This is a genomic window from Amycolatopsis sp. NPDC039088, from assembly GCF_055598845.1.
Map to the genome: position 1 here is coordinate 18,466 of NZ_JBVKAE010000036.1, position 23,118 is coordinate 41,583.

The window sequence follows — 23,118 nt, forward strand, 5'->3', positions numbered from 1 at the left end:
GGGCGGTGAGTGTCCCAATTCCTTCATAGACACAAGGGGATCACTCTTGGCCCTGACCCGAATCGCCACTCACGCCTTCACACGCGAAATGCGACCGCTCAGCCGAGCGCCGCGCGAAGGCGTCGCTCCCGCTCGTCCGGAGTCTGCCGGGGGCAGCTGGTGCACCTCGGGTTCCCCGCCTCGTAGATCAGGCAGCAGGAAGCACGGCGCACCACGGTGTTCCGTCCGACCAGGGAGAAGCGCGGCTCCGGCATCCCTAACCCGATCGCGGCCACGAGCGGCGCCGCCAGCTCGACCGCCCGTGCGGTGTCGCCGGTCCACAGCAGGCGGTTGCCGATCGAATCCGTCGCGATCGCGCCCAGCGCGCGCGGATTCGCCCCCGTGACCGTCGAGATGGTGCCGATCGCCGTGCCCAGCGTTCCGGCGAACGCCTCGCCGAGTTCGGCCAGACCGCCGGAAAGGACCCGTGACGAACGGGCACCGGTGAACCGGCCGTCCGGGACGAGGTCGATGGTCACGGCGTCGAGCGAAGGATCCAGCGGCTCGCCGCGCACGAGAGACTCGACGGAAGGAGCGACGAGAACCGAAGACAGCGAGTACCACCAGATCGTGCCGAGGACCTCGGGCCGCGTGCAGCCGTAGAGCTTCGCGGCGCCGCCGATGCGGGCGCTGACCCAGGCGGTGTCGGTGAGCAGGGTCGCTGGTGCTTCCATCAGCGCACCGGCCGGTACAACGTGACGCTGAACGACGTCGTGACGTCCACCGGATCGGTGATCGCGTCGAGCCGTTCGCGGCGGCCGTCGCGGTGGAGATGGTGCGCGCTCGGCCCCATCTCGACGACCTGGCGGAGCTGGGCGGGCGACAACGTCACCCGCTGGGTGACTTCGCGTCGGTCCACCCTGCCGAAACGGTCACCGAGCGTTTCTTCCAGCCGCGCGTCCTTGCCGCCGTCGACGGAGATCACCAGGTCGCCCAGCTCCCGCAGGTGCCCGGGGTTCGGCGTGGCGACGACCAACAGCCCCTCCGAGGTCAAGACGCGGTGGAACTGCTCCGCGTTGCGGGGCGCGAAGACGTTGAGGATCAGTGACGCGCTCGAGGCGGCCACCGGCCACGGCTCCCACAGATTCCACACGGCGGCGCCCGCGCGCGCGTGTGCGCGAGCGGCCCGGCGCAGCGCGACGGCGGAGACGTCCAGCGCCAGTCCGTACGCGGCGGGGACGGCGTCGAGCACGTGCGCGAGGTAGTAGCCCGTGCCCGCCCCGGCGTCGATGATCAGCCCGCTCTCGACGTGCTCCGCGGCGACCTTCTCGAGGGCCTCGGCGAGGGGGAGATAGGCGCCCGAAGAGAGGAGGTCGACGCGGGCCGCGACCATCGGCGCCGTATCCGCCGTGCCTGCCGGGACGCGCGCGTGCAGAAGGTTGACGTAACCCTGCTTCGCTACGTCGAACGAGTGACCGCGCCCACAACGCACCGTGCGATCGGTTACCCCGACCGGGTCACCGCAGACCGAGCACAGCAGTGACCGGACGATCTCTGGTGGCAGTGGGTCATTGCCGGGGTCACGGGTGCTCATGGGGATATTCGACCACGACGTTTCGTAACCGGACAGAACGCACCAGGTCTCCGGAAACCTGGACGTAACAACGCCGCACCGACAGTTCACGCGGGTGAAACCTGAATCGCCGCCCGAGGAAACACCGCGGACCAAAAATTCCTGCGCAGTACACCCCAGGCACGGGAGGAAGATTGTGCTGAACGCAGGAGATACGGCATGGGTATTGATCAGCGCCGCGCTGGTCATGCTCATGACACCAGGACTCGCGTTCTTCTATGGCGGTATGGTCCGCGCGAAGAGCGTCCTGAACATGCTGATGATGAACTTCATCGCGCTGGCCGTCGTCGGTGTCCTCTGGACGCTGTACGGCTTCACGATGGCGTTCGGCAACGACGTGGGCGGCGGTCTGCTCGGTAACTTCGATTTCGCCGGGCTCTCGACCATCTCCGGCAAGCTCGCCGGGTTCGCCACGGCCGCGACCGGCACCACGCCCGAAGTGGCCTGGCCCGGTGCCGACGCGCTGCCGTTGTTCGCCTTCGTGATGTTCCAGCTGATGTTCGCGATCATCACGCCCGCGCTGATCTCCGGCGCCATCGCCGACCGCGCCAAGTTCTGGGGCTGGACGCTGTTCGTCGCGGTGTGGGTCACCATCGTGTACTTCCCGGTCGCGCACTGGGTGTTCTCGTTCAACGGCTTCATCAGCGCCGACTCGGTCGGCGGCTGGATCGCCAACCAGCTCAAGGCACTGGACTTCGCGGGCGGTACCGCGGTCCACATCAACGCCGGTGCGGCGGGCCTCGCGCTCGCGCTCGTCCTCGGCAAGCGCCGCGGCTGGCCGAAGAACACCGGCCGCCCGCACAACGTTCCGTTCGTGCTGCTGGGTGCCGCCCTGCTGTGGTTCGGCTGGTACGGCTTCAACGCCGGTTCGGCGCTGGCCGCCAACGACCTCGCCGCCGTCGCGTTCACCAACACCACCGTCGCGACCGCGGCCGCGGTGCTCGGCTGGCTGATCATCGAGCAGATCAAGGTCGGCAAGCCGACCACTCTCGGCGCCGCGTCCGGTGCCGTCGCGGGTCTCGTCGCGATCACCCCGGCGGCCGGGTTCGTCAGCCCGCTGGGCGCCATCGCGATCGGCGTCATCGCCGGTGCCCTGTGCGCCCTCGCGATCAGCCTCAAGTTCCGCTTCGGTTTCGACGACTCCCTCGACGTCGTCGGCGTCCACCTCGTCGGTGGTCTCGTCGGTACGCTGCTCATCGGTTTCTTCGGCACCACCAGCGTCAACTCGCTCGGCGTCGACGGCCTCTTCTACGGCGGCGGGCTCGGCCAGCTGGGCAAGCAGGCCGCGGCGGCCGGAGCGGTCCTCGTGTACTCGTTCGTGCTCACCTTCATCATCGGCTGGGTGATCAAGAAGCTCGGCGGGTTCCGCGTCAGCGCGGAGGACGAGGTCAGTGGTATCGATGAGGCGCAGCACGCGGAAAGCGCGTACGACTTCACCGGTTCGGGCGGCGGCCTCGGCCAGCAGAGCTCCATCCCGGTCAAGTCGTCCACCGGCACCGCGGCCACGAAACTCGAGGAGAGCAAGGCATGAAGCTGATCACCGCGATCGTCAAGCCGTTCACGCTCGACGACGTCCGTTCCGCGCTGGAGCAGCTGGGTGTGCTCGGCATGACGGTCAGCGAGGTCCAGGGCTACGGCAGGCAGAAGGGCCACACCGAGGTCTACCGGGGCGCGGAGTACTCCGTGGACTTCGTGGCGAAGCTGAAAGTGGAGGTCGTCACCGACGACGCAGGTGTGGAGAAGGTCCTCGACGCGATCACCACCGCCGCCCACACCGGCAAGATCGGCGACGGCAAGATCTGGGTGACGCCGGTCGAGACGGTCATCCGGGTACGGACGGGTGAACGCGGCTCGGACGCGCTATAGGCGTCACGGATGGCCGACGGGGGTGAACTGGTCAAGGCCACCGAGCGATTGCTCGAGGGCAGGCACGGGAGGCTAGGGGCGGCCGCGTTGCGGGCGGCCCTGGTCGACCTCTACGAATTCTGGTTGGGCAAGGGCGCCGCGGCGGCCGGCGTCGACACCGCTGATCCCGGTGTCGCGCTGGCCGCTGTCGGCGGCCTCGGGCGCAGTGAGCTGGTGCCCTTCTCCGACCTCGACCTCCTGTTGCTGCACAACGGCAACGGTGCGGTCGGCAAGATCGCCGACGCGATCTGGTACCCGTTGTGGGACGCCAAGATCGGCCTCGACCACTCGGTCCGCACCCCGGGTGAGGCGCTGAAGGTGGCGTCCGAGGACCTGCGGACCGCGATGGGACTGCTCGACATCCGGCATATCGCCGGGGACGCCGAGATCACCGCCAGGCTGGCGGTCGCGGCAAGGGATCAGTGGCGGCGGACGGCGAGGAAACGGGTCGGCGAACTGTCGGACTCGGTGCATCAGCGCTGGGCCCGCAGTGGCGAGATCGCGCAGTCCGCCGAACCCGATCTCAAGCACGGCCGAGGCGGGCTTCGCGACTTCGCCGTCCTGGAGGCGATGGCCGCGGCGCAGCTGACCGCGAGGCCTGGCGAGGAACTGCTCGCGGCCAAGGGGCTGCTGCTCGACGTCCGGACGGAGTTACGCCGGGAACTGCGCCGGGAGCGGGACATCCTCAGCGCGCCGGAAGCCGAGACGGTGGCGGGCGAACTCGGGTTCGGTGACCGGTTCACCTTGGCGCGCAAGCTTTCCGGCGTGGGGCGGACGATCGCCTACGCGGTCGACGTGGCGCTTCGGTCCACTGTGGAACCGCCGAAGGCGCGGTTCGGGCGGCGACCGTCGCGGACACCGCTCGACGAAGGCGTGGTCCTGCACGGAAACGAGGTCGCGCTGGCGCGGGACGCGGTGCCCGCCAAGGATCCGGCGCTGCTGCTGCGGGTCGCCGCGGCGTCGGCCCGGATCCGCAAACCCATCGCGCACGGCACCCTGCGCGCGCTCGCCGAGACGGCGCCGGAACTGCGCGCGCCGTGGCCCGCCGACGCTCTCAAGGCGCTGGTGGAGATGCTCGGCGCGGGCGAAGGCCTGATCGACGCCGTCGAGGCGCTCGACCGGACGGGACTGTGGGCGCGGCTGATCCCCGAATGGGGTTCGGTGCGGGATCTCCCGCCGAGGTCGCCGGTGCACGCGTGGACCGTCGACCGGCATCTCGTGCGGGCCGCGGTGGAGGCGTCGAAACTGACGACCACCGTTTCGCGACCGGACCTGCTGCTGATCGGCGCGCTGCTGCACGACATCGGCAAGGGCCGCGACGCGGACCACTCCGAACTCGGCGCGAAGATCAGCGCACAGGTGGCGGCCCGGCTCGGGCTCTCGGATGCGGATGCCGCGCTGGTCTCGGCGATGGTGCGGCATCACCTGCTGCTGCCGCATACCGCGACGCGGCGGGACATCAGCGATCCGGCCACGATCCAGCGGGTGACGAAGACGCTCGACGAAAATCTCGTCCTGCTGGAGTTGCTGCACGCGTTGACGACGGCCGATTCGCTGGCCACCGGACCGGGCGTGTGGACCGACTGGAAGGCCCGGTTGCTCGCCGAACTCGTGTCCGGTTGCGAAGAGGCGTTGCACGGCAAGGGTTTCGTGCCGCCGGAGCCGATGGGCGCCGAACAGCGGGAACTCGTCGCCGAGGCCGTCGCTTCCGGCCGCGGCGAGGTGCGGATCACCGCCGCGGGCAAGGTCGTGACCGTGGTGCTCGCGGTCCCGGCCCGTGCGGAACTGCTGGCCCCCGCCGCCGGAGTGCTCGCGCTGAACTCCCTGGAGGTGCACGCGGCGGTGCTGCGCGGGCACGACGGGGGACGCGCGGGCGTGTTCACGGCGTCGCCGAAGTTCGGCTCGCTGCCCGACGTCACGTTGCTGCGTGAGCAGTTCGCGCGGGCGGTGGCCGGGACGCTGCCGCTCACCCAGCGGCTCGCGGCGAAGGAACGGGACTACGGCGGTGGTGAGACGCCGTCGGCCGGAGCGAAGGTGATCTGGTTCGACGACGAGACCAGCGGGCAGGACACGGTCGTGGTCGAACTACGGGCCGCGAACCGGATCGGGCTGCTGTACCGGGTCGCGGGCGCGCTGCGGCGGTGCGAGGCCGAGGTGCGCTGGGCGAAGGTGGCCACGCTCGGTGGCGCGGTCGTCGACTCGTTCGCCGTCGCACCGCGGACCGGCCGGGTCGAGCAGGCCTGGCGGTCGAAGATCGAGGCGGCGTTGGTGTCGGCCGCTTCCTGACCCAGAAGCGCGTGAAGGCCCCCTTCCCTCGGTTCAACCGAGGGAAGGGGGCCTTCACGCGCACTGCTCGTTTTGGGGCGGCGAGCATCGCCCCCGGGGTGTCGCGGGGATGGCGGACGGTAGCGGTGGCAGGATGTTCGCGGTCGGGACCCGAAGGATCCGGAGGGGCGGTGAGCGCGTGCTGGGGCACGAGCAGAACGCACCCGGACCACAGCGGCTTACGCTGCCGCCGACGGTCGTCGCCTCTCATCTCCGTGGCTGCGCGGACGACCTGGCCGCTTCCTTGACCGCGTCGGGCCCCGCCGCGACCGTGCCCGAACTGCTCCAGGTGGTCGAGCACCTCGTCGCCGGGCAGCAGGCCTTGGCCGTCGCGCTCGAAGGCATGGCGGTCCGGGTCGAAGGAGGCGGAGAGGGCGCGTTGGCCGCCGCTCCCCTGGTGGACGTCGAGGTGGTCGCGGAAGTACTCCGAGCGGCCGCCACCGCTGTCGGCTGTTCGGCCGACGCGCTCGCCGAATCACGTCCGTCATTCGAATGTGTGAGCGAATCAGTCGCCCCTGACACCCGTTTGTAGCTGTCCCGCCGCTTCGGCGCGTGGATACGCTGACCAGGCGGAGGTGGACCATGCGGGCGGTGTGGAAAGGCACGATCGGCTTCGGGACCTACGCCATTCCGGTGAAGGCGTACAGCGCGACCGAAGAGCACAACATCCCGCTCCACCAGGTGCACGAGCCGGACGGCGGCCGGGTGCGGGTGAAGTGGGTCTGCGAGGTCGACGGCGCCGAGGTCCCGCCGGCCGAAATCGTCAAAGGCCATCCCGTCCCCGGTGGTGACGTGGTTCTGCTGACCGGCGGCGACTTCGCCTCGCTGATCGCGCCGACCACCCAGTCGATGGACGTCGTCGGGTTCACGCCCGCCGAGCAGGTCGACCCGACGTACTTCGCGCGCAGCTACTACCTCGAACCGGAGCCGGCGGGTACCAAGCCGTACGTGCTGCTGAGCGAGGCGTTGCAGCAGTCCGGCCGGATCGCGATCGTGAAGGTGACCCTGCGGCAGCGCGAGACGCTGGGCGCGCTGCGCGTGCGGGACCAGGTGATCGTGCTCGAGACGATGCTGTGGCCGGACGAGGTCCGGCGGCCCGACTTCCCGTTCCTGCACGAGGACGTCGACCTGCGGCGCGGGGAACTGCGGAACGCGGTCTCGCTCATCGAGGACCTCACGCAGGACTTCGAGCCCGGCCGGTACACCGACCGCTACCGGGAGGCGCTGGAAGCGCTCATCCAAGCCAAACTCGACGGCGACGACGTGCTCCAGCCGACCGCCGCCGAGCAGGCGGAAGGCGTGACGCGGCTGCTGGCGGCGCTGCAGCGAAGCGCGGTCGAAGCCGACCGTGATCCGGTCGGGAAAGCCAAGGAAGCGTCGGGCAAGGCGCATGAAGCGCGGACGCGCGCGAAGAAGGCTTCGGCCAAGACCAAATCCCGCGCCAAGACCAGTTGAGTAGTTCTACCCAGAAACAGTTGGGGGTCTTCACGCTGCCGTGACCCCATGGTGACCGGGCATGGTTATGCCATCGCGCGGCGAGAGCGCGGGGATGCGAATCGCCTGGTACTGGGGGTCCGGCGAGCCGATTTCCCGCGAACCTCGCCAAGTGTGCTTACGGTCGGCTCGCGGGGAGGCGAGCCTTCCGTAGGGGCTCCGATACCGGCTTGCGAGGGGCGGCCGGTCTCGGAGCCCTTCTCCTTGCCGGACGCCTGCTTCAGAGTCGTTTGGCGGCGCGGAACGCCTTGGCGTACGTGCCTTCGCCGTCGATCAGTGACACACCACCGGCGTCACCGAACGTCGGCCCGTTGGCGACCTTGCGGCTGGACAGCACCCGCCGTCTCCCGTCGCCGTCGATGCCGAGGTAGATCCCGGTGTGCGAGACCTGCGGCCCGAGGTTCGGCTCCAGATTGAAGAAGAGGATGTCGCCGGGCTGCAGCGCCGAGTAGTCCGTGGCCTGTTTCTTGGTGTCCGCGATCACTTGCGTCCCGGGACCGAGTTCGGACATGGCCCAGGCGCGTCGCGGTAGTCCCGGCCCCTTCGTGTTGCTGCCGAGCATCGGGTAGCCCCCGCGGTAGCCGTAGACCATCCGCACGAAACCGGAGCAGTCGAGCGAACCGAACCGTGCCGGTTCCGCTTTCTCGTGCTTGTCGGGGAAATCCCAGTCGACGCCGAGGTAGTCGTAGAAGTCCGACTTCTCAAGCCGTCCTTCGGCGCTGTCGGGGCCGAAGCTGGCGTCGCCCCCTATCCGGAGCTTCTTGGCCGTCTGAGGCGCCGAGCCGTCGGTGTACTGGAGCGCGATGGAGAGGAGGTCCGGAGAGGTGTCGCCGACGGCCTTGGGCAGCCAGTCGCGGAACCACGGTTCCTTCTCCGCTCCCTCTTTCCAGGCCTGTGGCGCGAACCGGATCCAGGCCGACGAGGTGACCGTGACCGTGGTGAACCTCGGCTCGGTGAAGGTCCGGCTCCGGCCGGTCAGCATGACCGTGCGCGAACCGTCGGTGAACGACGCCAGCTGGGTGCCGGCGGAATCGCGGACGATGGTCCGGCCGGGGGCGGCGAGCCGCTCGTACGAATACTCGCCGGTCGCCGCGGCACCCGGTGTGACCAAGGACGCCGACATGGCGGTGATGTCCTGCTTTTCTTGCGTCGCGACGTAGACCGCGGCTGTTCCGGACACGCCGATCACCGCGGCCAGTACGCCGGTCCGGATCGTCTTGCGCATCGTCGGCCTCACAGCTCGGGGACCAGCCCGACCAGCACTCCGCTGATCAGGATCGCGTAACAGCCCAGGCTCACGCCTCCGGTGGCGAGGACGGTCGCCGCCGGCGGTTGCCGGACCAGCTGGTAGGCCACCAGGCCGGGCACCACGAAACCCAGGGTCTGGTGCACGAACAACAGCGGGAAATCGGCTTGGAGGAAGAGCAGCAAGGTCGTCTGCAGCACGACCCCGAGCAGGACGACCGCGGCGAACAACCTCTTGCCGTACAGGATCACGATGCGCTGCAACACTTTCGTGCCCGCGTAGGTCAGCGCGGTCATCAGCACGATGATCGCCGCCCGCCGGAAGTCCTCGACGATGGTCAAGGCGATCCAGCCGGGGGTGATCATGCCGCCGGGTGACAGGTTCGTGGTCAGGTAGCAGACCAGTGACAACAGCAACCCGATGGCGAGACCGATGGTGGCGACCTCGGGGGAGAGGGACGTGGTGAGCATCAGGAGGCGACCGCTTCCAGTTTGGCGAGTTCGTCGATGAGGAGTTCGCCCTGTCCGTGGATGTTGCCGATGGCGACCAGCGACGCCTGCCGGTCGATACCGCCGACGATCTTGCGCAGCAGCTCCTCGGGTGGCCGTGAGCCACCGAGGTCGAGGACGCGGTCCTGCCACTCGCTCGGGATCGCGTTCCGCGCGCTGCGTGTCGGGTCGCCGATCAGCACCACCCGTTCCGGGGCGATCCGCGGGATCAACGCGCCCATCTGGCCGTTGCGCTCGACCCGGTCGGGACGGCAGTTGATGATCACGTGCAGCGGATCGGCGATCGCGCCCTGCGCGCGGAGCTGGTCGATGTTCATCAGCGTCGATTCGGGGTCGTTCGCGGCGAAGACGTTCGCGAAGCGGAGCCTTCGCCGTCCCGCGCGGTAGTGGTGGACCTGGAGGACGCCGGGGTCGGGCGGTGCGGCCCACATGCCTTCGAGCGCGAGCCGCCGGTTGACCTTGAGCAGGTCGGCGACGGCCAGCGCGATGGCGACGTTCTCCTTGAACGTGATCCAGCTGAACCCGCGCATCTCCTCGTCGGTGACCGTTTCGGGGTCGACGGCGATCAGACGGCAGTCCCGCTTGTCCGCCTCTTCCTGGAGGATCGCGAGCCGGTCCTTCTCCGCGGTGAGGCAGATTCCGCCGATCGGCATCGAGCGGCTCAGCGAGCGAGCCACGTCGTCGAGCGTCGGGCCCATCTCGGCGAGGTGGTCCTCGCGGACGTTGCAGAGCACGCCGATGGTGGACTGGATCAGCTTGCTCTGGTTGATCTCCTGGAGGTCCGGCATCACGGCCATGCACTCGATCACCAGCGCGTCCGGCCGGTACGCGGCGGCCCGGCGCACGATGCCGATCTGCTCGACGACGTTGGCGATGCCGAACTTGCGGTAGACCGGCTCTTCGCTGCCGTCGGGGTGGATGAACCGGGCCGCGGTGCCGGTGGTCTTCGCGGTCGTCACCAGCCCGCCGCCGCGGAGCGCGCCCGCGCAGAGACGGGTGATCGACGACTTCCCGCGGATGCCGTTGACCAGCACCCGCGTCGGGATGCTGTGCAGGTTCCGGTAGTGGTTGCGTTGCTCGGCGATCCCGGCGGCCAGCATCGCCGCCGACGCGGTGAGCAACACGAGGTAGAGAAACGTCACTTCGGGCTCCGGCCCCGTTCGGCCAGGTGTGGTTGCCGGTTTTCGCCCGGCCCCCGCTGCCGCCGTGGCGCCCGTGGCTGTTCCGGCCGGGGTTCGTCGCGGGCGACCCGGGGGAGGTCGCGGCGCGGTCGCGCCGGACGACGGGGCGCGACCCGGGGTTCCGGCCGCCGTTCGGCCTTGGGCACGTCCTTCACTCGCTGGAGCAACGCGGTCTCGTCGGTCGCCGCGCCCGCCGGACGGCGGACCTCGCCAAGGCGTGCCTTGCCCTCGGTCAGCGCCTGGCGGCAGATCTCGACGCACGAAGCGATACTGCCGATCTCGTCCTGGCGTTGCGGGTAGACCACGGCCCCCATCCCGACGCCCTTGGCGATCGGCACGGCGGATTCCGCCACGCGGCGCAGCGGCCGGATGACGACCAGCAGATGCCAGGCGAACAACATCAGCGCGACGACGGCGGTGAGGAGCGCGGCCACACGGGCACCCGCTCGCACGGTGTTGTCCGCGACGCCGAGCGAACCGATCGGCTGCTCGGCGACGACGACCCACTTCAGCTCGGCCGCGCTGCCCTCGTCGGCGAGGCGCTCCGCCGCGACCAGGGTCGTCGCCGTGGTTTCACGGGCGTCTTCACCGGTTTGCGCGGTGGTGACGTTTTTGACCAGGACAGGGTCGGTGAGCTCGGCGAAGGCGAAGTAGCCCTCGGTGTCGGCGATGGTGCGCTTGCCCTCGTCGACCACGCGGACCCGGCCGCCCGCCGAGCTGAGCATCGAAGCCATCCGCGGCACGTCGTATTCGCCGACCAGTACTTGTGCCGAGTCCGGCAGATGTGTGAAGGCGTAGACCACGGGCACGCGGCCGCTGGTGTTGTGCTGGCGCAGGCCCGCGCCGTCGGGCAGCTTGCCCGGATCGCGCAGTGGCTCGCGCCCGGCCAGCTGGAGCACCCCGCCGTCGGCGTCGGTGAGATAGACGCTGCGGAACCGGCTTTCGTTCACGGCGAGCTGGTCGAGCATGCCGTTCAGCTGGTCCGGTTGTTTGCCCTCGCTGAGCCTCGCGACGGCCCGCAGGTCGCCGAGGCCCTGGGAGAGGCTTCGGCGCAGAGTGTCGGCCGAGTGCGTGACGCGGCCGTTGTACTCGCTCAGCACGGTGGGTGAGACGGCGGCGTTCTGGCGACCGAGGGTCGCGGCGACGGTGACCGACCAGCCGAGCAGTGCCAAGGAAACGAGCGCTACGACGGCCTGTGCGGAGATGAACGGCTTGACCTTGGCGCCGATCTTGCGCCGCCGGAGCTTCGACCGGAATCGCTCGACGGCACGGGTCAGCCGGTTCACCTCGTGGACGCGGGATTGGCGGACCGGCCGGTCGAGCACCCCCGCCGCGACGGCGAGCGCGTCGGCGCGCAGGCGCAGGATCGGCGCGACGACCGTGCGCCGCAGCAGCACGAAACCGCCGATGGCGAGAACCAGCAGCGCGGCCGCCGGGATCAGGCCCGGCCAGCGCGCGGGTACCGGTTCGACCGGGTAGCGGCTGATGGTGACGGCGGTCAGCCCGAGACTGCCCTCGGCGCCGTCGGAGGTGACAGGGGCGAAGGACACGACCGGCGCGATCCGCCGGTCCGGTTTGGCGGCCTCGGCCGTGGCGTCACCGGTGAACGCGCCCGACTCACCGGCCGCCCCGGCGGCGGTGGCGCGGGTGAGGAGCTCCTGTGCCGTCCGGTCGTTCTCGGGTACTTCGGCGCCGTAGGAATAAAGCAGCGCGCCGTCCGGGGTGACCAGCCGGATCTGCTGTTCGGCGTCCTTGTCGAGCTCCGGCTGGACTCCGCGCAGCGCGGTCGAGACGACGAGGAGTTCGCCGGCGCGGGCACCGGTGAGCGGGAGCGCCGTGAGGACTAGCGGGGAGTCGCCGGGCCGGGCGATCGGGCGGACCGTGAGATTCGAGACGGCGACGTCGCGGAGGTTCTCGACGGCCACCGGTTCGCCGTGCGTTGCCAGGACCTTCCGGGCGGCGGGGTCGAAGACGACGATGCCGCGCCAGTCCGGGTAGGTCTCACCGAGGCGGTTGAGGACGGCGTCGTCGTCGGCGTTGTCGAACAGCCCGGAGCCGGTGCTGACCTGCAGATCGCCGGCGGCGGCGGTGGCGGAGGTGGCCAGCGCCTGCGCGAGGGCGACGGTCGCGCGCCGCTGGCCGTCGGTGACCTCGTCCGGGACGAGATCACCGGATTCCCCGCCGATCGCCGAAAGCGGACCGGAAGTGGACAGATAAAGGGCGGTGAAGGCGGTGATCAGCAACAGCAGGACGAAACCCGTCGCGGACGCCACTCCCACGCCACGCGGAAAGCCCGCCTCGGGGATCTGATCGCGAAGACGCGCCACCGGGTCGAGCTGGTTCTTCTGCCGATTCACGTGGCCCCCAGGCCTTTCAGTTCGACGATCGGGGGTGATCGCGGCCCGGGTCGGCCACTAGCGGAACCCGCACCCAATCGGGTTACACGCGGATATCAAATTTGCCCCCAGTGACGTTACAACTCACCTCAAAGGGGCCAAAACGCGGATAAGGCTACCTATTCGGGTGAGCCAGTAGGCTTCAGGTGGTGATCAGCCGAAAACGGATGTTGCTGAGTGTGACCGGTATCGCCGTCGCACTGGCCTTGGTGTTGACCTTCGTGCTGATCCTCGGCGAGAACGAGTCACCCAAGCCCGTTCCGGCGCCGGACGGGAGTCTGCGTTCCGTGATCGCCGGGTTCACCTCGGCGCTCTCCGCCGAGCAGGATTACCGTTCGCCGAAAGCCGACGAACGTCGGGAAGCGGCCGCCGGTTTCACCACCCTGCTGGACGCCGGGCGCACGACGCCGTCCGATCTCGAGAAGCTCGGGTTTTCGGTGCGGGACGGGGTGGACGCGGACACCGGGCGGCCGTACACGATCGCGACGAACGAGCCCGGCACCGAGCGGGCATGGGGGATGTACCTGATCGATCGGTCCGCGCCGCCGTCACTGGTCATCGAGGTTCCGCATCCGGCGTCGGACCTGAAGACGGAGTTGTTCGGCCTCGACTACTTCCAGCGGGTGCCGGGCGCGGTCCTGCTGATCGCGGGCGCGCACCGGAAGGCCGACGACGGCCACGCCGACGTCGCGCATGAAGTGGACTCGGTGTTCCACGTCGTGGCCGCGACCCTCGCCGGACGCGGGATGACGCAGGTACAGCTGCACGGCTTCGACGACCAGAACATGCCGGACGACGACATCGTGCTGTCGCCGGGCATGTCGGCGGCCGGGGATCCCATCCGGCGCGCCGCGGACCGGCTCGCCGGCGGCGGGTTCACCGTTTGCCGGGCGTGGACGTCCTCGTGCGGCGCGTTGGAAGGGATGAAGAACGTCCAGGGCAAGGCCGCGGCCGAGGAGGGTACGGCCTTCTTGCACGTGGAGATGAGCCGTACCGTCCGCGAGTCCGGCACCGCTCGTGCCGACGTGATCCGGGCCCTCACCGAAGCCGATCTCCGCAAGCCCTGAGCCGCGGGCGGCCGCAACCGCGTCAAACGCCGACCCCGGACACCGACTACCCTGGAAAGCCGCCGGTCCGTACCGGCTCGCCACAACGACCCAGCTGGAGCGTGCACACCCGTGTTCGACACCCTCTCCGATCGGCTCACGTCCGCCCTGCAGACCCTGTCGCGCAAGGGCAGGCTCTCCGACGCCGACATCGACGCCACCGCGCGTGAGATCCGGATCGCGCTGCTCGAAGCGGATGTCGCGCTGTCGGTGGTCAAGGACTTCATCGCCCGCATCAAGGACCGCGCCAAGGGCGCCGAGGTGCACAGCGCGCTGAACCCGGCGCAGCAGGTCATCAAGGTCGTCAACGAGGAACTCGTCACCATCCTCGGCGGCGAGACCAGGCGCCTTTCGTTCGCGAAGAACCCGCCGACGGTCATCATGCTCGCGGGTCTGCAGGGTGCCGGTAAGACCACCCTCGCCGGCAAGCTCGCGCTGTGGCTCAAGAAGCAGGGACACGCGCCACTGCTGGTGGCCTGTGACCTCCAGCGCCCCAACGCGGTCACGCAGCTGCAGGTCGTCGGCGAGCGGGCCGGGGTCACCACGTTCGCGCCCGAGCCCGGCAACGGGGTCGGCGACCCGGTCGACGTCGCCCGCCGCGCCATCGAAGAGGCCAAGCGCGCCCAGCACGACGTCGTCGTTGTCGACACCGCCGGTCGTCTCGGTGTCGACGAAGAGCTGATGAAGCAGGCCGCGGACATCCGCGACGCCGTGTCGCCGGACGAGACGCTGTTCGTCGTCGACGCGATGATCGGTCAGGACGCGGTCACCACGGCCGAAGCGTTCCGCGACGGCGTCGGGTTCAGCGGCGTCGTGCTCACCAAACTCGACGGTGACGCCCGCGGTGGTGCCGCGCTGTCGGTCCGCCAGGTCACCGGTCAGCCGATCCTGTTCGCCTCGAACGGTGAGAAGCTCGAGGACTTCGACCTCTTCCACCCGGACCGGATGGCCAGCCGGATCCTCGGCATGGGCGACGTGCTCAGTCTCATCGAGCAGGCCGAGCAGCACTTCGACCAGGAGAAGGCCGAGCAGACCGCGGCCAAGCTCGGCAGCGGCCAGCTCACCCTGGAGGACTTCCTCGAGCAGATGCTCGCGGTCCGCAAGATGGGCCCGATCGGCAACCTGCTCGGCATGCTGCCCGGTGCGGGGCAGATGAAGGACCAGCTCGCGCAGGTCGACGACAAGCACCTCGACAAACTGCAGGCGATCATCCGCGGCATGACCCCCGCCGAACGAGACGACCCGAAGATGATCAACGCTTCGCGCCGTCTCCGGATCGCGAAGGGCTCCGGCGTCGCCGTCCGCGACGTCAACGAACTGGTCAACCGGTTCTTCGAGGCGCGCAAGATGATGGCGCAGATGGCGGGCCGCTTCGGCTTCGGCGGCGGAGGCGGCAGCAAGAACCGCAAGGGCAAGAAGGGGAAGAAGGGCAAGGGGCGCGGTCCGACGCAGCCCAAGGTCCGCGGTGGCTTCCCCGGTGGCATGCCGATGCTGCCCCCGGGTGGCATGCCCGGCGGCCCCGGTGGCGGGATGCCCGACCTTTCCCAGCTCGGCGGGATGAACGACGTACCGGGCTTCGACCCCAAGAAGTTCAAGTTCCCGAAGGACAAATAGGCGTGGAGGCGCTGCACCTGGCGGGCGTCGTCCTGCCGGACGGCGACCACCGCGAGCTGTGGATCACCGGCGGCCGGCTCACGAGTGAACCGGTCGCCGGAGCGGAAACCGTTGTCCGGGAAGGCTTTCTCGTGCCCGGGCTGGTCGACGCGCATTGCCATCCCGGTATCGGGGTCGGCGGCGCGACCACCCTCGAAGAGGCCACCGAGCAGGCGATAACCGATCGCGACGCCGGAACCCTGCTGATCCGCGACTGTGGCCTGCCGATCGACGTCCGGCCGTTGCAGGAACGCGCGGACCTGCCGCGGATCATCCGCGCCGGACGGCATCTGGCCCTGCGCAAGCGCTACATCCCCGGTCTCGGCATCGAACTCGAAGACCCTTCCGAACTGCCGAATGCGGTCGCCGAGCAGGCCCGCGACGGCGATGGCTGGGTCAAGCTCGTCGGCGACTGGATCGACCGCGGTGTCGGCGATCTCGCCCCGCTCTGGCCCGACGACGTCCTCGCCGAGGCCATCGCCGTCGCGCACGCCGAGGGCGCCAAGGTGACGGCGCACGTATTCGGCCAGGCCGCGTTGCCCGGCTTGATCGACGCGGGCATCGACTGTCTGGAGCACGGCACCGAGCTTTCGGCGGACCAGCTGGATGTCCTCGCCGAACGCGGTATCGCGCTCGTGCCGACGCTGATCAACATCGAGAACTTCCCCGGAATCGCCGACATGGCGGGCAAATACCCGGTGTACGCCGACCACATGCGGGCACTGCACGCCGGCGTCGGACAGATGGTCTCGACGGCGATCGAGGCCGGAGTCCCGGTGTACGCGGGAAGCGACGCGGGCGGCATGGTCGAACACGGCAGGCTCGTCGACGAGATCGAGGCACTCCACAAGGCGGGCATGTCCGCCGGACAGGCGCTGGCTTCGGCTTCGTGGGCGGCCCGCGAATGGCTTGGCGTGCCAGGGATCGTCGACGGCGCTTCGGCCGATCTGCTGGTCTATCCGTCCGATCCGCGTGAGGATCTCGCGGTACTGCGGCATCCGAGCCACATCGTCCTGCGTGGCAAGATCTACGCGTAGCTGAAGGGGACTTTCCCCGCATCTCACGAGGTGAAGGACGCTCTACCCCCATCGAATGCGGGGAAAGCGTCCTTCAGCTCCCTGACCCGACTCCACCCGTGACCGGAGCGGCACTTAGCGTGGAGGCGTGGTGGACGACGACGGTCAGGCTCGCGAGCGTCTGGTACTCGGAGCGCACTGGGGATTCGTAGCGTTCTTCGCGGGCATCGCCGGATACCACCTCGTCACCCTCGTCATGAGCTTCCTGATGTCGGGCCGCTTCGGCGGCTACGACCCGCTCGAACTCCGCGACGTCGGCCCGCTGCTGATCCTCGCGTTCCTGCCCACCCTCGTGCTCGGTATCGGCCCCGTGGTCGGTTCCCGGCTCTGGGGACAGGGACTCCGCGCGGACTTCGGACTCAAACCCACTTGGCGTGACGTCCGGATCGGGCTCGCCTGCGGAGCGGCCGCGCTCGCCGCCGGCTACCTCCTCAACTTGCTCCTGCTCGCCGTCTACGGGACCGACAGCACCGACAGGACCATTTCCGACGTCTCACCCAGCCCGATCACCGAACTGTCCGGCACCACCGGAGGCGACACCGTCTGGCTGGTGGTGGCCGCGGCCATCGTCGTCTTCGCCGCCCCGGTCACCGAAGAGCTGCTCTTCCGCGGCACGCTGTGGAACGCGATGGGCTTCCACCGGTTGCCCTCATGGGTGATCCTGTTGGTCACCGCTCTGGTGTTCGCCCAGTTGCACGGGGAGGCCGCCCGCACGATCGCGCTGTTCGGCCAGGGCATCGCCATCGGCCTCGCCCGCTATCTTTCGGGCCGGGTGAGCGCGGCCGTCATCGCGCACGCGGCCAACAACCTCCCGCCGGCGGTATTGCTCTTCAGCGGAGGAGTGATCGCCCCTCCGGGCGGCTAGAGTCTGTGAGTAACCGAACGATCACCGGAGGATCGGCGTGACCGTATCTCAGCCAAGGGAGCCGATCCCCGAGGCCGCGCCGCCGGACGAGCTCCCAGAAGAAGTCACTGCCGGAGGTGAGGTGGCCGCGCCCGACACGCCACCGCCGCATCGTTGGGGGTTCGGGGCCTTTCTCCTGGTGGAGGCCGTCCTGCTCGCTTCGGCGGCGTTCATCAGCGTCCTGCTCGGCGACGTCCAGCCCGGCCAGCCGCTGCCGATGCGCATGGTGCTGCTGGGCACCATGCTGCCGACGATGATCGCCGCCGGGGTCGCGCTGCTGATCACCCGCCTCCGCGGCAACGGCCCGTTCATCGATCTGCGGATCGGCTGGAGCTGGGCCGACGTCAAGATCGGGCTCAAACTCGGCGTACTCGGGCTCGGGTTCACCTCGCTCGCCGCCTACGTCTGGACGCAGGTCGTCGGCGACGCGAACGCGACCTCGGCGATCAGCGCGCTCGTCGAAGACCGGCGGATGTCGGTGTCGGCGGCCGTCGTCATGTTCATCTACCTGTGGCTGGTCGGGCCGATCTGCGAGGAGATCATCTACCGCGGTCTGCTCTGGGGCGCCGTCGAACGACTGCAGTGGCGTACCGAGCGCTGGGGGAGGATCGCGGCGTTCCTGGTCTCGACGGCCGTATTCGCGGCGAGCCATCTCGAACCGCTGCGCACCACGTTGCTGCTGGTGATCGCGATCCCGATCGGGCTGGCGAGGGTGTTCACCGGACGGCTGCTCGGCAGCGTGGTCGCCCACCAGGTCAACAACTTCCTCCCGGCCGTGACGATCCTGCTCGCCTCACTCGGGATAGCCGCGTTCTGACCGCCGGTCGGCGTCTGGCAGAATGTACGCTTGCCTGCTTTGGCCGGACCCTCTCACCGCGCCCGAGCTTCGGACCTTCGGGTGCGCGCGGCCGTTCCCCACTCGGCTGACGTGCGCCTTCCACCTGCATCAGAGAGAACTGAGGAGTACCCACACCCGTGGCCGTCAAGATCAAGCTGCAGCGTCTCGGCAAGATCCGTGCGCCGTACTACCGCATCATCGTCGCCGACGCGCGCACTCGCCGTGATGGCAAGGCCATCGAGACGATCGGCAAGTACCACCCGAAGGAAGAGCCGAGCTTCATCGAGGTGGACACCGAGCGTGCCCAGCACTGGCTGTCCGTCGGCGCCCAGCCGACCGAGCCGGTCCAGCGCATCCTCGAGATCACCGGTGACTGGCAGAAGTTCAAGGGCCTCCCGGGCGCCGAAGGCACCCTGAAGGTCGCCGAGCCGAAGCCGTCGAAGCAGGACCTCTTCAACGCCGCGCTCGCCGCCGCCGGTGACGCTCCCTCCACCGAGGCCACCACGCCGAAGAAGAAGTCCGCCCCGAAGAAGGCCGAAGCCGACAAGGCGGAGGCCGCCGAGGGTGACAAGGCCGAGGCGTGAGCTTCCTCGCTGACTCCCTCGAACACCTGGTGCGCGGGATCGTCGACAACCCGGACGAGGTCCGGGTCGAGCTGCTGACCACGCGTCGTGGCCGCACGCTCGAGGTGCATGTGCACCCCGACGATCTCGGCAAGGTGATCGGCCGGGGCGGTCGCACGGCGACCGCCTTGCGCACCGTCATGGGCGGCATCGGTGGCCGCGGCGTCCGCGTGGACGTCGTCGACACCGATCGCTGACCGGGGAACCAACGGGATGGACGTCGTAGTCGGCCGGATCGCCAAGGCGCACGGAATCCGCGGTGAACTCGCGGTGGACGTGCGCACGGACTCGCCGGAACAGCGGTTCGCGGTCGGTTCGGTCGTCACGACGAAGCTGCGTGACGGCAGCAGCAGAGACCTCACCATCGCAGCCGCCCGCGAACACAGCGGGCGGCTGCTGGTGCGTTTCGAAGAGGTGCTGACCAGGGATGTCGCGGAGACCCTCCGCGGCGCCCTGCTGATCGCCGACACCTCGACGCTGCCGCCGACCGAAGACCCCGACGAGTTCTACGACCACGAACTCGAAGGCCTGCGGGCCGAACTCATCGACGGCACGGTCATCGGCAAGGTGCTCGAAGTCGTGCACTCGCCGGCCGGGGAACTGCTGTCGCTCGAACACGACGGACGTGAGGTGCTCGTGCCGTTCGTGAAGGCGATCGTCCCGGCGGTCGACGTCGCGGGCGGCCGTGTGGTCCTCGACCCGCCGGAAGGCCTGCTGGACGCCTGATGCGCCTCGACGTCGTCACGATCTTCCCCGAATACCTCGATCCGCTCCGCGCCGCGCTGCTCGGGCGCGCGATCGACCGCGGCCTCATCGAGGTCGGCGTCCACGACCTGCGGGACTGGACGCACGACGTCCACCGCGCTGTCGACGACGCGCCGTACGGCGGCGGGCCCGGCATGGTGATGAAACCGCAGATCTGGGGCCCCGCCCTGGACGACGTCTGTGGCGAGAACACCCGCCTCGTGGTCCCCACCCCCGCCGGACGGCCGTTCACCCAGGCCATGGCGCATCAGTACGCCGCGGAAGAACACCTGGTGTTCGCGTGCGGCCGTTACGAGGGCATCGACCAGCGGGTGATCGACGACGCCGCACGGCGGATGCCCGTCGACGAGGTCTCGATCGGCGACTACGTACTGGTCGGCGGCGAGGCCGCGGTACTGGTGATGGTCGAGGCCGTCGTCAGGCTGCTGCCCGGAGTGCTCGGGAACGCCCGCTCCGCCGAGGAGGACTCGTTCTCCGACGGCCTCCTCGAAGGCCCCAGCTACACGCGGCCGGAGGTCTGGCGGGACCTCGCCGTACCGGACGTCCTGCGCTCGGGCAACCACGCGCTGATCGACCGCTGGCGCCGCGACCAGGCATTGGAACGCACCGTCCGCCGCAGGCCCGAACTGATCGGCCTCCTGCCGGAAGGTAGTCTCGACAAGCACGATCTCGGGGTCCTCGAACGGTTGGACGAGGACACCGGCCAGGCCGGGTCAACCACCTGAGACCTGGTCTGCAATACTTGACAGGTTGGCGTGAGCAGACGCGCGAATTTGTACGACGGCCAGTGTCCGTTGTAAAAGACGCGAGGTCGGCCGGAACGCCATCAGCCCCCGGGTAGGTCGCAGTGCCCGACACTGCGCGCCCAAGCTGCACGTAAGCCATACGAAGACGAGGACGGACCACCGATGAACACCCTGGACGCGCTGGACGCGCAGTCACTGCGTTCCGACATCCCGGACTTCCGACCGGGCGACACGCTCAAGGTTCACGTCCGCGTCATCGAGGGCAACCGCGAGCGTAACCAGATCTTCCAGGGCGTCGTGCTGCGTCGCCAGGGCGGCGGCATCCGCGAGACCTTCACGGTCCGCAAGGTGTCGTTCGGTATCGGCGTGGAGCGCACCTTCCCGGTGCACTCGCCGAACATCGCCGAGGTCGAGGTCTTCAAGCGCGGCGACGTCCGCCGGGCGAAGCTCTACTACCTCCGCGAGCTGCGCGGCAAGGCCGCCAAGATCAAGGAACGCCGCGAAAACCGCGAGACGACCTCCGCCAAGTAGGTAGCCGCACGGTTACCGGTAGCCTGGCGTCGTGGTCGAACCCGTGTCCCAGAACACCTCCGAAGACGAGCCCGATCGCCCCGAAGAGGAGCGCCCCACCCGGGCCTCCCGCCGGGGCCGATCCGGGGCCAAGAAATTCGGCAAGGTCAACAAGAAGCGGTCGTTCTGGAAAGAACTGCCGATCCTGATCGTCGTCGCACTCGTGCTGACGATCTTGATCCAGCAGTTCCTCGCCAAGGTCTACATGATCCCGTCGGGATCCATGGAGACCACCCTGCACGGCTGCTCGGGATGCACGGGCGACCGGATCCTGGTCGACCGGATCACCTACGACTTCACCGATCCCGGCCCGGGTGACGTGGTGGTCTTCAAGGGACCGCCGGCGTGGGCGGGCGAGATCGAGACGCCGGAGTCCAGCAACATCTTCGTCAGCGGTTTCCGCGCGCTGGGATCCCTGATCGGCTTCGCACCGCCGGACGAACGTGACTTCGTCAAGCGGATCATCGCGGTCGGCGGTCAGACGGTGCAGTGCTGCGACAACAACCGCGTCGTCGTGGACGGCAAGGCGTTGGACGAGCCGTACATCCACTGGGAAGAGGGCATGCCCCCCACCCAGAAGACGTTCGACCCGGTCAAGGTGCCCGCCGGCTACGTCTGGGTGATGGGCGACAACCGCAACAACTCGAGCGACTCCCGGTTCCAGGGCGGCGGTGGCGTGAACGGCGCCGTCCCGGTCGACAACATCATCGGCAAGGCGCGCGTCATCGTGCTCCCGCCCGGCCGCTGGGGTGGCGTTTCGGACCACAACCCGCAGGCGACCGCTCAGCCGGTGGCACTCGGTGCGCCGGCGTGGCAGCAGGGGCTTCCCCTGGGTGTCGGTATCGCCGCGGCGTGGCCCGTCGTCTTCCTCGGCAGGCGGATGTCGTCCGGAGTGCGCAAGGCGGTCGACCGGAGGCGGTAAGGCCTTGAGAGTTCCTGTACCGCTCACACCGGCCGAGCCGCTTCGGCCGCCGAGAGCAGTGGTGCGTGGCGACCTCTTCTGGGGGTTGCAGAGTGCGCTGGACCGGCGCGGGCTCGGACCCGTCGCCGGAGTCGACGAGGCAGGGCGCGGTGCTTGCGCCGGCCCGCTCGTCGTGGCCGCGTGCGTCCTGCGTTCCGGAGACGCCGCCCGGCTGCCCGAGCTCACCGATTCGAAGGTGCTCACGGCCAAGGCCCGCGACCGGGTCTATGACAGGGTCGTCCAGCGCGCGCTCGACTATTCGGTCATCGTCATCCCGGCGGCCGAGGTCGACCTCTTCGGCATCCACGTCATGAACCTCGAAGGCATGCGGCGCGCCGTTTCGGCGTTGCGAAGCACGCCGGGCTACGTCTTGACCGACGGATTCCGCGTCTCCGGGCTTCCCGCCCCGAGCGTGCCCGTGATCAAGGGCGACAAGGCCGTCGCGTGCGTGGCGGCGGCCTCCGTACTGGCCAAGGTCACGCGGGACCGGATCATGGGCGATCTGCACGACGTCCACCCGCACTACGGCTTCGACGTGCACAAGGGCTACAGCACCACGGAGCACAGCGCGGCGCTGAACACGCACGGCCCGAGCCCGGTCCATCGCTGGTCGTACGCCAATGTGGCCACCGCGGCCGCCGCGCACCGGGTGCGGCCGCCTCACCCGGTCGTGCTGACCGTCGCGGCGCTGGAAAACCCAAGCGTGCCGATACGTGCCCTCAGCCCCTACGTGGGTAACAATGAACGCTCCGCCGCTGGAGTAGCAGCAGAATCGCGAGGAGGGGCGCGGATTTCATGAGCGCAGAGGATCTCGAGAAGTACGAGACCGAGATGGAGCTCTCGCTTTACCGCGAGTATCGCGACATCGTCGGCCAGTTCTCGTACGTGGTGGAGACCGAGCGGCGGTTCTATCTGGCCAACGCCGTCGACGTGCAGGTGCGCGACGGTGGCGGTGAGGTGTACTTCGAGGTCCGCATGTCCGACGCGTGGGTCTGGGACATGTACCGGCCCGCCAGATTCGTCAAGCACGTCCGGGTCATCACGTTCAAGGACGTCAACGTCGAAGAACTCGACAAGCCGGATCTCCGCCTGCCGGAGGACGGTCCGTTCTCCGGCTGAGCCGCCGGAAGTCTTCTCCCTACTACGTGAAGGCCCCCTTCACTGCGCTGAACGCAGTGAAGGGGGCCTTCACGTAGTTCGAGCACGGT

The 23,118-nt window shown here is 69.1% G+C and carries 24 protein-coding genes; 18 read left to right on the forward strand and 6 right to left on the reverse strand.

What is annotated here, in order from left to right:
- Window positions 1-98: 98 nt before the first annotated feature.
- Together ACZ7KI_RS34400 and ACZ7KI_RS34405 are read right to left on the reverse strand one after the other, a co-directional pair.
- Entirely contained in the window at window positions 99-713 is a 615-nt protein-coding gene (locus ACZ7KI_RS34400; protein WP_470277201.1) for a (2Fe-2S)-binding protein, read from the reverse strand.
- Window positions 713-1,573, reverse strand: coding sequence for a putative RNA methyltransferase (locus tag ACZ7KI_RS34405; RefSeq protein ID WP_470277202.1), 861 nt, complete (start codon window positions 1,571-1,573; stop codon window positions 713-715). The genes ACZ7KI_RS34400 and ACZ7KI_RS34405 overlap by 1 nt, the downstream gene beginning before the upstream one ends.
- 175 nt (window positions 1,574-1,748) lie before the next feature.
- On the opposite strand from ACZ7KI_RS34405, the gene ACZ7KI_RS34410 reads away from it, so the two are divergent.
- The 5 genes from ACZ7KI_RS34410 (at window position 1,749) to ku (ending at window position 7,297) form a co-directional block, all read left to right on the forward strand.
- Window positions 1,749-3,143, forward strand: coding sequence for an ammonium transporter (locus tag ACZ7KI_RS34410; RefSeq protein WP_470277203.1), 1,395 nt, complete (start codon window positions 1,749-1,751; stop codon window positions 3,141-3,143).
- Complete coding sequence (locus tag ACZ7KI_RS34415) at window positions 3,140-3,478, forward strand: P-II family nitrogen regulator (RefSeq protein ID WP_076155332.1); 339 nt, start codon at window positions 3,140-3,142, stop codon at window positions 3,476-3,478. The genes ACZ7KI_RS34410 and ACZ7KI_RS34415 overlap by 4 nt, the downstream gene beginning before the upstream one ends.
- Before the next feature lie 9 nt (window positions 3,479-3,487).
- Window positions 3,488-5,803 (forward strand): [protein-PII] uridylyltransferase, encoded by a 2,316-nt coding sequence (locus tag ACZ7KI_RS34420; protein ID WP_470277204.1) that lies wholly within the window; start codon window positions 3,488-3,490, stop codon window positions 5,801-5,803.
- Window positions 5,804-5,912: 109 nt separating this feature from the next.
- Window positions 5,913-6,374, forward strand: coding sequence for a hypothetical protein (locus ACZ7KI_RS34425; RefSeq protein ID WP_470277205.1), 462 nt, complete (start codon window positions 5,913-5,915; stop codon window positions 6,372-6,374).
- Between the two features lie 50 nt (window positions 6,375-6,424).
- Window positions 6,425-7,297 (forward strand): non-homologous end joining protein Ku, encoded by an 873-nt coding sequence (ku, locus tag ACZ7KI_RS34430; protein WP_470277206.1) that lies wholly within the window; start codon window positions 6,425-6,427, stop codon window positions 7,295-7,297.
- A gap of 259 nt (window positions 7,298-7,556) precedes the next feature.
- On the opposite strand, the gene ACZ7KI_RS34435 is transcribed toward ku, so the two are convergent.
- From ACZ7KI_RS34435 to ACZ7KI_RS34450, 4 genes are read right to left on the reverse strand one after another with little or no spacing between them, the layout of a single operon-like run.
- On the reverse strand, window positions 7,557-8,561 hold the full coding sequence (locus ACZ7KI_RS34435) for an NlpC/P60 family protein (RefSeq protein WP_470277207.1): 1,005 nt from the start codon (window positions 8,559-8,561) through the stop codon (window positions 7,557-7,559).
- 8 nt (window positions 8,562-8,569) lie between these two features.
- The gene (locus ACZ7KI_RS34440; RefSeq protein WP_470277208.1) at window positions 8,570-9,052 is read right to left on the reverse strand and encodes a poly-gamma-glutamate biosynthesis protein PgsC/CapC; all 483 of its coding nucleotides are present in this window, start codon (window positions 9,050-9,052) and stop codon (window positions 8,570-8,572) included.
- Window positions 9,052-10,233: a poly-gamma-glutamate synthase PgsB gene (pgsB, locus tag ACZ7KI_RS34445; RefSeq protein ID WP_470277209.1), complete on the reverse strand. Its 1,182-nt coding sequence runs from the start codon at window positions 10,231-10,233 to the stop codon at window positions 9,052-9,054. Before pgsB ends, ACZ7KI_RS34440 begins: the two co-directional genes overlap by 1 nt.
- Window positions 10,230-12,629, reverse strand: coding sequence for a HAMP domain-containing protein (locus ACZ7KI_RS34450; protein WP_470277210.1), 2,400 nt, complete (start codon window positions 12,627-12,629; stop codon window positions 10,230-10,232). Before ACZ7KI_RS34450 ends, pgsB begins: the two co-directional genes overlap by 4 nt.
- Window positions 12,630-12,817: 188 nt before the next feature.
- Here ACZ7KI_RS34450 and ACZ7KI_RS34455 point away from each other — a divergent pair, with 188 nt between their 5' ends.
- From ACZ7KI_RS34455 to ACZ7KI_RS34515, 13 genes are all read left to right on the forward strand, one after another.
- Window positions 12,818-13,735: a hypothetical protein gene (locus ACZ7KI_RS34455; protein ID WP_470277211.1), complete on the forward strand. Its 918-nt coding sequence runs from the start codon at window positions 12,818-12,820 to the stop codon at window positions 13,733-13,735.
- A gap of 111 nt (window positions 13,736-13,846) precedes the next feature.
- Window positions 13,847-15,388: a signal recognition particle protein gene (ffh, locus tag ACZ7KI_RS34460; RefSeq protein ID WP_470277212.1), complete on the forward strand. Its 1,542-nt coding sequence runs from the start codon at window positions 13,847-13,849 to the stop codon at window positions 15,386-15,388.
- Between the two features lie 2 nt (window positions 15,389-15,390).
- On the forward strand, window positions 15,391-16,464 hold the full coding sequence (locus ACZ7KI_RS34465; RefSeq protein WP_470277213.1) for an amidohydrolase family protein: 1,074 nt from the start codon (window positions 15,391-15,393) through the stop codon (window positions 16,462-16,464).
- A gap of 127 nt (window positions 16,465-16,591) precedes the next feature.
- On the forward strand, window positions 16,592-17,368 hold the full coding sequence (locus ACZ7KI_RS34470) for a lysostaphin resistance A-like protein (protein WP_470277214.1): 777 nt from the start codon (window positions 16,592-16,594) through the stop codon (window positions 17,366-17,368).
- Between the two features lie 37 nt (window positions 17,369-17,405).
- Window positions 17,406-18,224 (forward strand): lysostaphin resistance A-like protein, encoded by an 819-nt coding sequence (locus tag ACZ7KI_RS34475; protein ID WP_470277215.1) that lies wholly within the window; start codon window positions 17,406-17,408, stop codon window positions 18,222-18,224.
- A gap of 158 nt (window positions 18,225-18,382) precedes the next feature.
- Window positions 18,383-18,829 carry a 30S ribosomal protein S16 gene (rpsP, locus tag ACZ7KI_RS34480; protein ID WP_061984478.1) on the forward strand — a complete coding sequence of 149 codons (447 nt, stop codon included), beginning with the start codon at window positions 18,383-18,385 and terminating at the stop codon, window positions 18,827-18,829.
- The gene (locus ACZ7KI_RS34485) at window positions 18,826-19,065 is read left to right on the forward strand and encodes an RNA-binding protein (RefSeq protein WP_003103110.1); all 240 of its coding nucleotides are present in this window, start codon (window positions 18,826-18,828) and stop codon (window positions 19,063-19,065) included. The genes rpsP and ACZ7KI_RS34485 overlap by 4 nt, the downstream gene beginning before the upstream one ends.
- Window positions 19,066-19,081: 16 nt before the next feature.
- Complete coding sequence (rimM, locus tag ACZ7KI_RS34490) at window positions 19,082-19,594, forward strand: ribosome maturation factor RimM (protein WP_470277216.1); 513 nt, start codon at window positions 19,082-19,084, stop codon at window positions 19,592-19,594.
- The gene (trmD, locus tag ACZ7KI_RS34495; protein WP_470277217.1) at window positions 19,594-20,358 is read left to right on the forward strand and encodes a tRNA (guanosine(37)-N1)-methyltransferase TrmD; all 765 of its coding nucleotides are present in this window, start codon (window positions 19,594-19,596) and stop codon (window positions 20,356-20,358) included. Before rimM ends, trmD begins: the two co-directional genes overlap by 1 nt.
- 183 nt (window positions 20,359-20,541) lie before the next feature.
- Window positions 20,542-20,910: a 50S ribosomal protein L19 gene (gene rplS, locus ACZ7KI_RS34500; protein WP_005154717.1), complete on the forward strand. Its 369-nt coding sequence runs from the start codon at window positions 20,542-20,544 to the stop codon at window positions 20,908-20,910.
- Window positions 20,911-20,941: 31 nt separating this feature from the next.
- Entirely contained in the window at window positions 20,942-21,871 is a 930-nt protein-coding gene (gene lepB, locus ACZ7KI_RS34505; RefSeq protein WP_470277218.1) for a signal peptidase I, read from the forward strand.
- Window positions 21,872-21,929: 58 nt separating this feature from the next.
- Window positions 21,930-22,709: a ribonuclease HII gene (locus tag ACZ7KI_RS34510; protein ID WP_470277260.1), complete on the forward strand. Its 780-nt coding sequence runs from the start codon at window positions 21,930-21,932 to the stop codon at window positions 22,707-22,709.
- Entirely contained in the window at window positions 22,706-23,029 is a 324-nt protein-coding gene (locus ACZ7KI_RS34515) for a DUF2469 domain-containing protein (RefSeq protein WP_003096226.1), read from the forward strand. Before ACZ7KI_RS34510 ends, ACZ7KI_RS34515 begins: the two co-directional genes overlap by 4 nt.
- Window positions 23,030-23,118 lie beyond the last annotated feature (89 nt).

What these genes read in the sequence shown, in the direction of transcription:
- ACZ7KI_RS34440 (WP_470277208.1), bottom strand. Translation starts at nt 9,052, where the DNA reads ATGCTCACCACGTCCCTCTCCCCCGAGGTCGCCACCATCGGTCTCGCC.
- rimM (WP_470277216.1), top strand. Translation starts at nt 19,082, where the DNA reads ATGGACGTCGTAGTCGGCCGGATCGCCAAGGCGCACGGAATCCGCGGT.
- ACZ7KI_RS34420 (WP_470277204.1), top strand. Translation starts at nt 3,488, where the DNA reads ATGGCCGACGGGGGTGAACTGGTCAAGGCCACCGAGCGATTGCTCGAG.
- ACZ7KI_RS34405 (WP_470277202.1), bottom strand. Translation starts at nt 1,573, where the DNA reads ATGAGCACCCGTGACCCCGGCAATGACCCACTGCCACCAGAGATCGTC.
- ACZ7KI_RS34515 (WP_003096226.1), top strand. Translation starts at nt 22,706, where the DNA reads ATGAGCGCAGAGGATCTCGAGAAGTACGAGACCGAGATGGAGCTCTCG.
- ACZ7KI_RS34400 (WP_470277201.1), bottom strand. Translation starts at nt 713, where the DNA reads ATGGAAGCACCAGCGACCCTGCTCACCGACACCGCCTGGGTCAGCGCC.
- trmD (WP_470277217.1), top strand. Translation starts at nt 19,594, where the DNA reads ATGCGCCTCGACGTCGTCACGATCTTCCCCGAATACCTCGATCCGCTC.
- ACZ7KI_RS34415 (WP_076155332.1), top strand. Translation starts at nt 3,140, where the DNA reads ATGAAGCTGATCACCGCGATCGTCAAGCCGTTCACGCTCGACGACGTC.
- ACZ7KI_RS34435 (WP_470277207.1), bottom strand. Translation starts at nt 8,561, where the DNA reads ATGCGCAAGACGATCCGGACCGGCGTACTGGCCGCGGTGATCGGCGTG.
- ku (WP_470277206.1), top strand. Translation starts at nt 6,425, where the DNA reads ATGCGGGCGGTGTGGAAAGGCACGATCGGCTTCGGGACCTACGCCATT.
- rplS (WP_005154717.1), top strand. Translation starts at nt 20,542, where the DNA reads ATGAACACCCTGGACGCGCTGGACGCGCAGTCACTGCGTTCCGACATC.
- ACZ7KI_RS34425 (WP_470277205.1), top strand. Translation starts at nt 5,913, where the DNA reads ATGGCGGACGGTAGCGGTGGCAGGATGTTCGCGGTCGGGACCCGAAGG.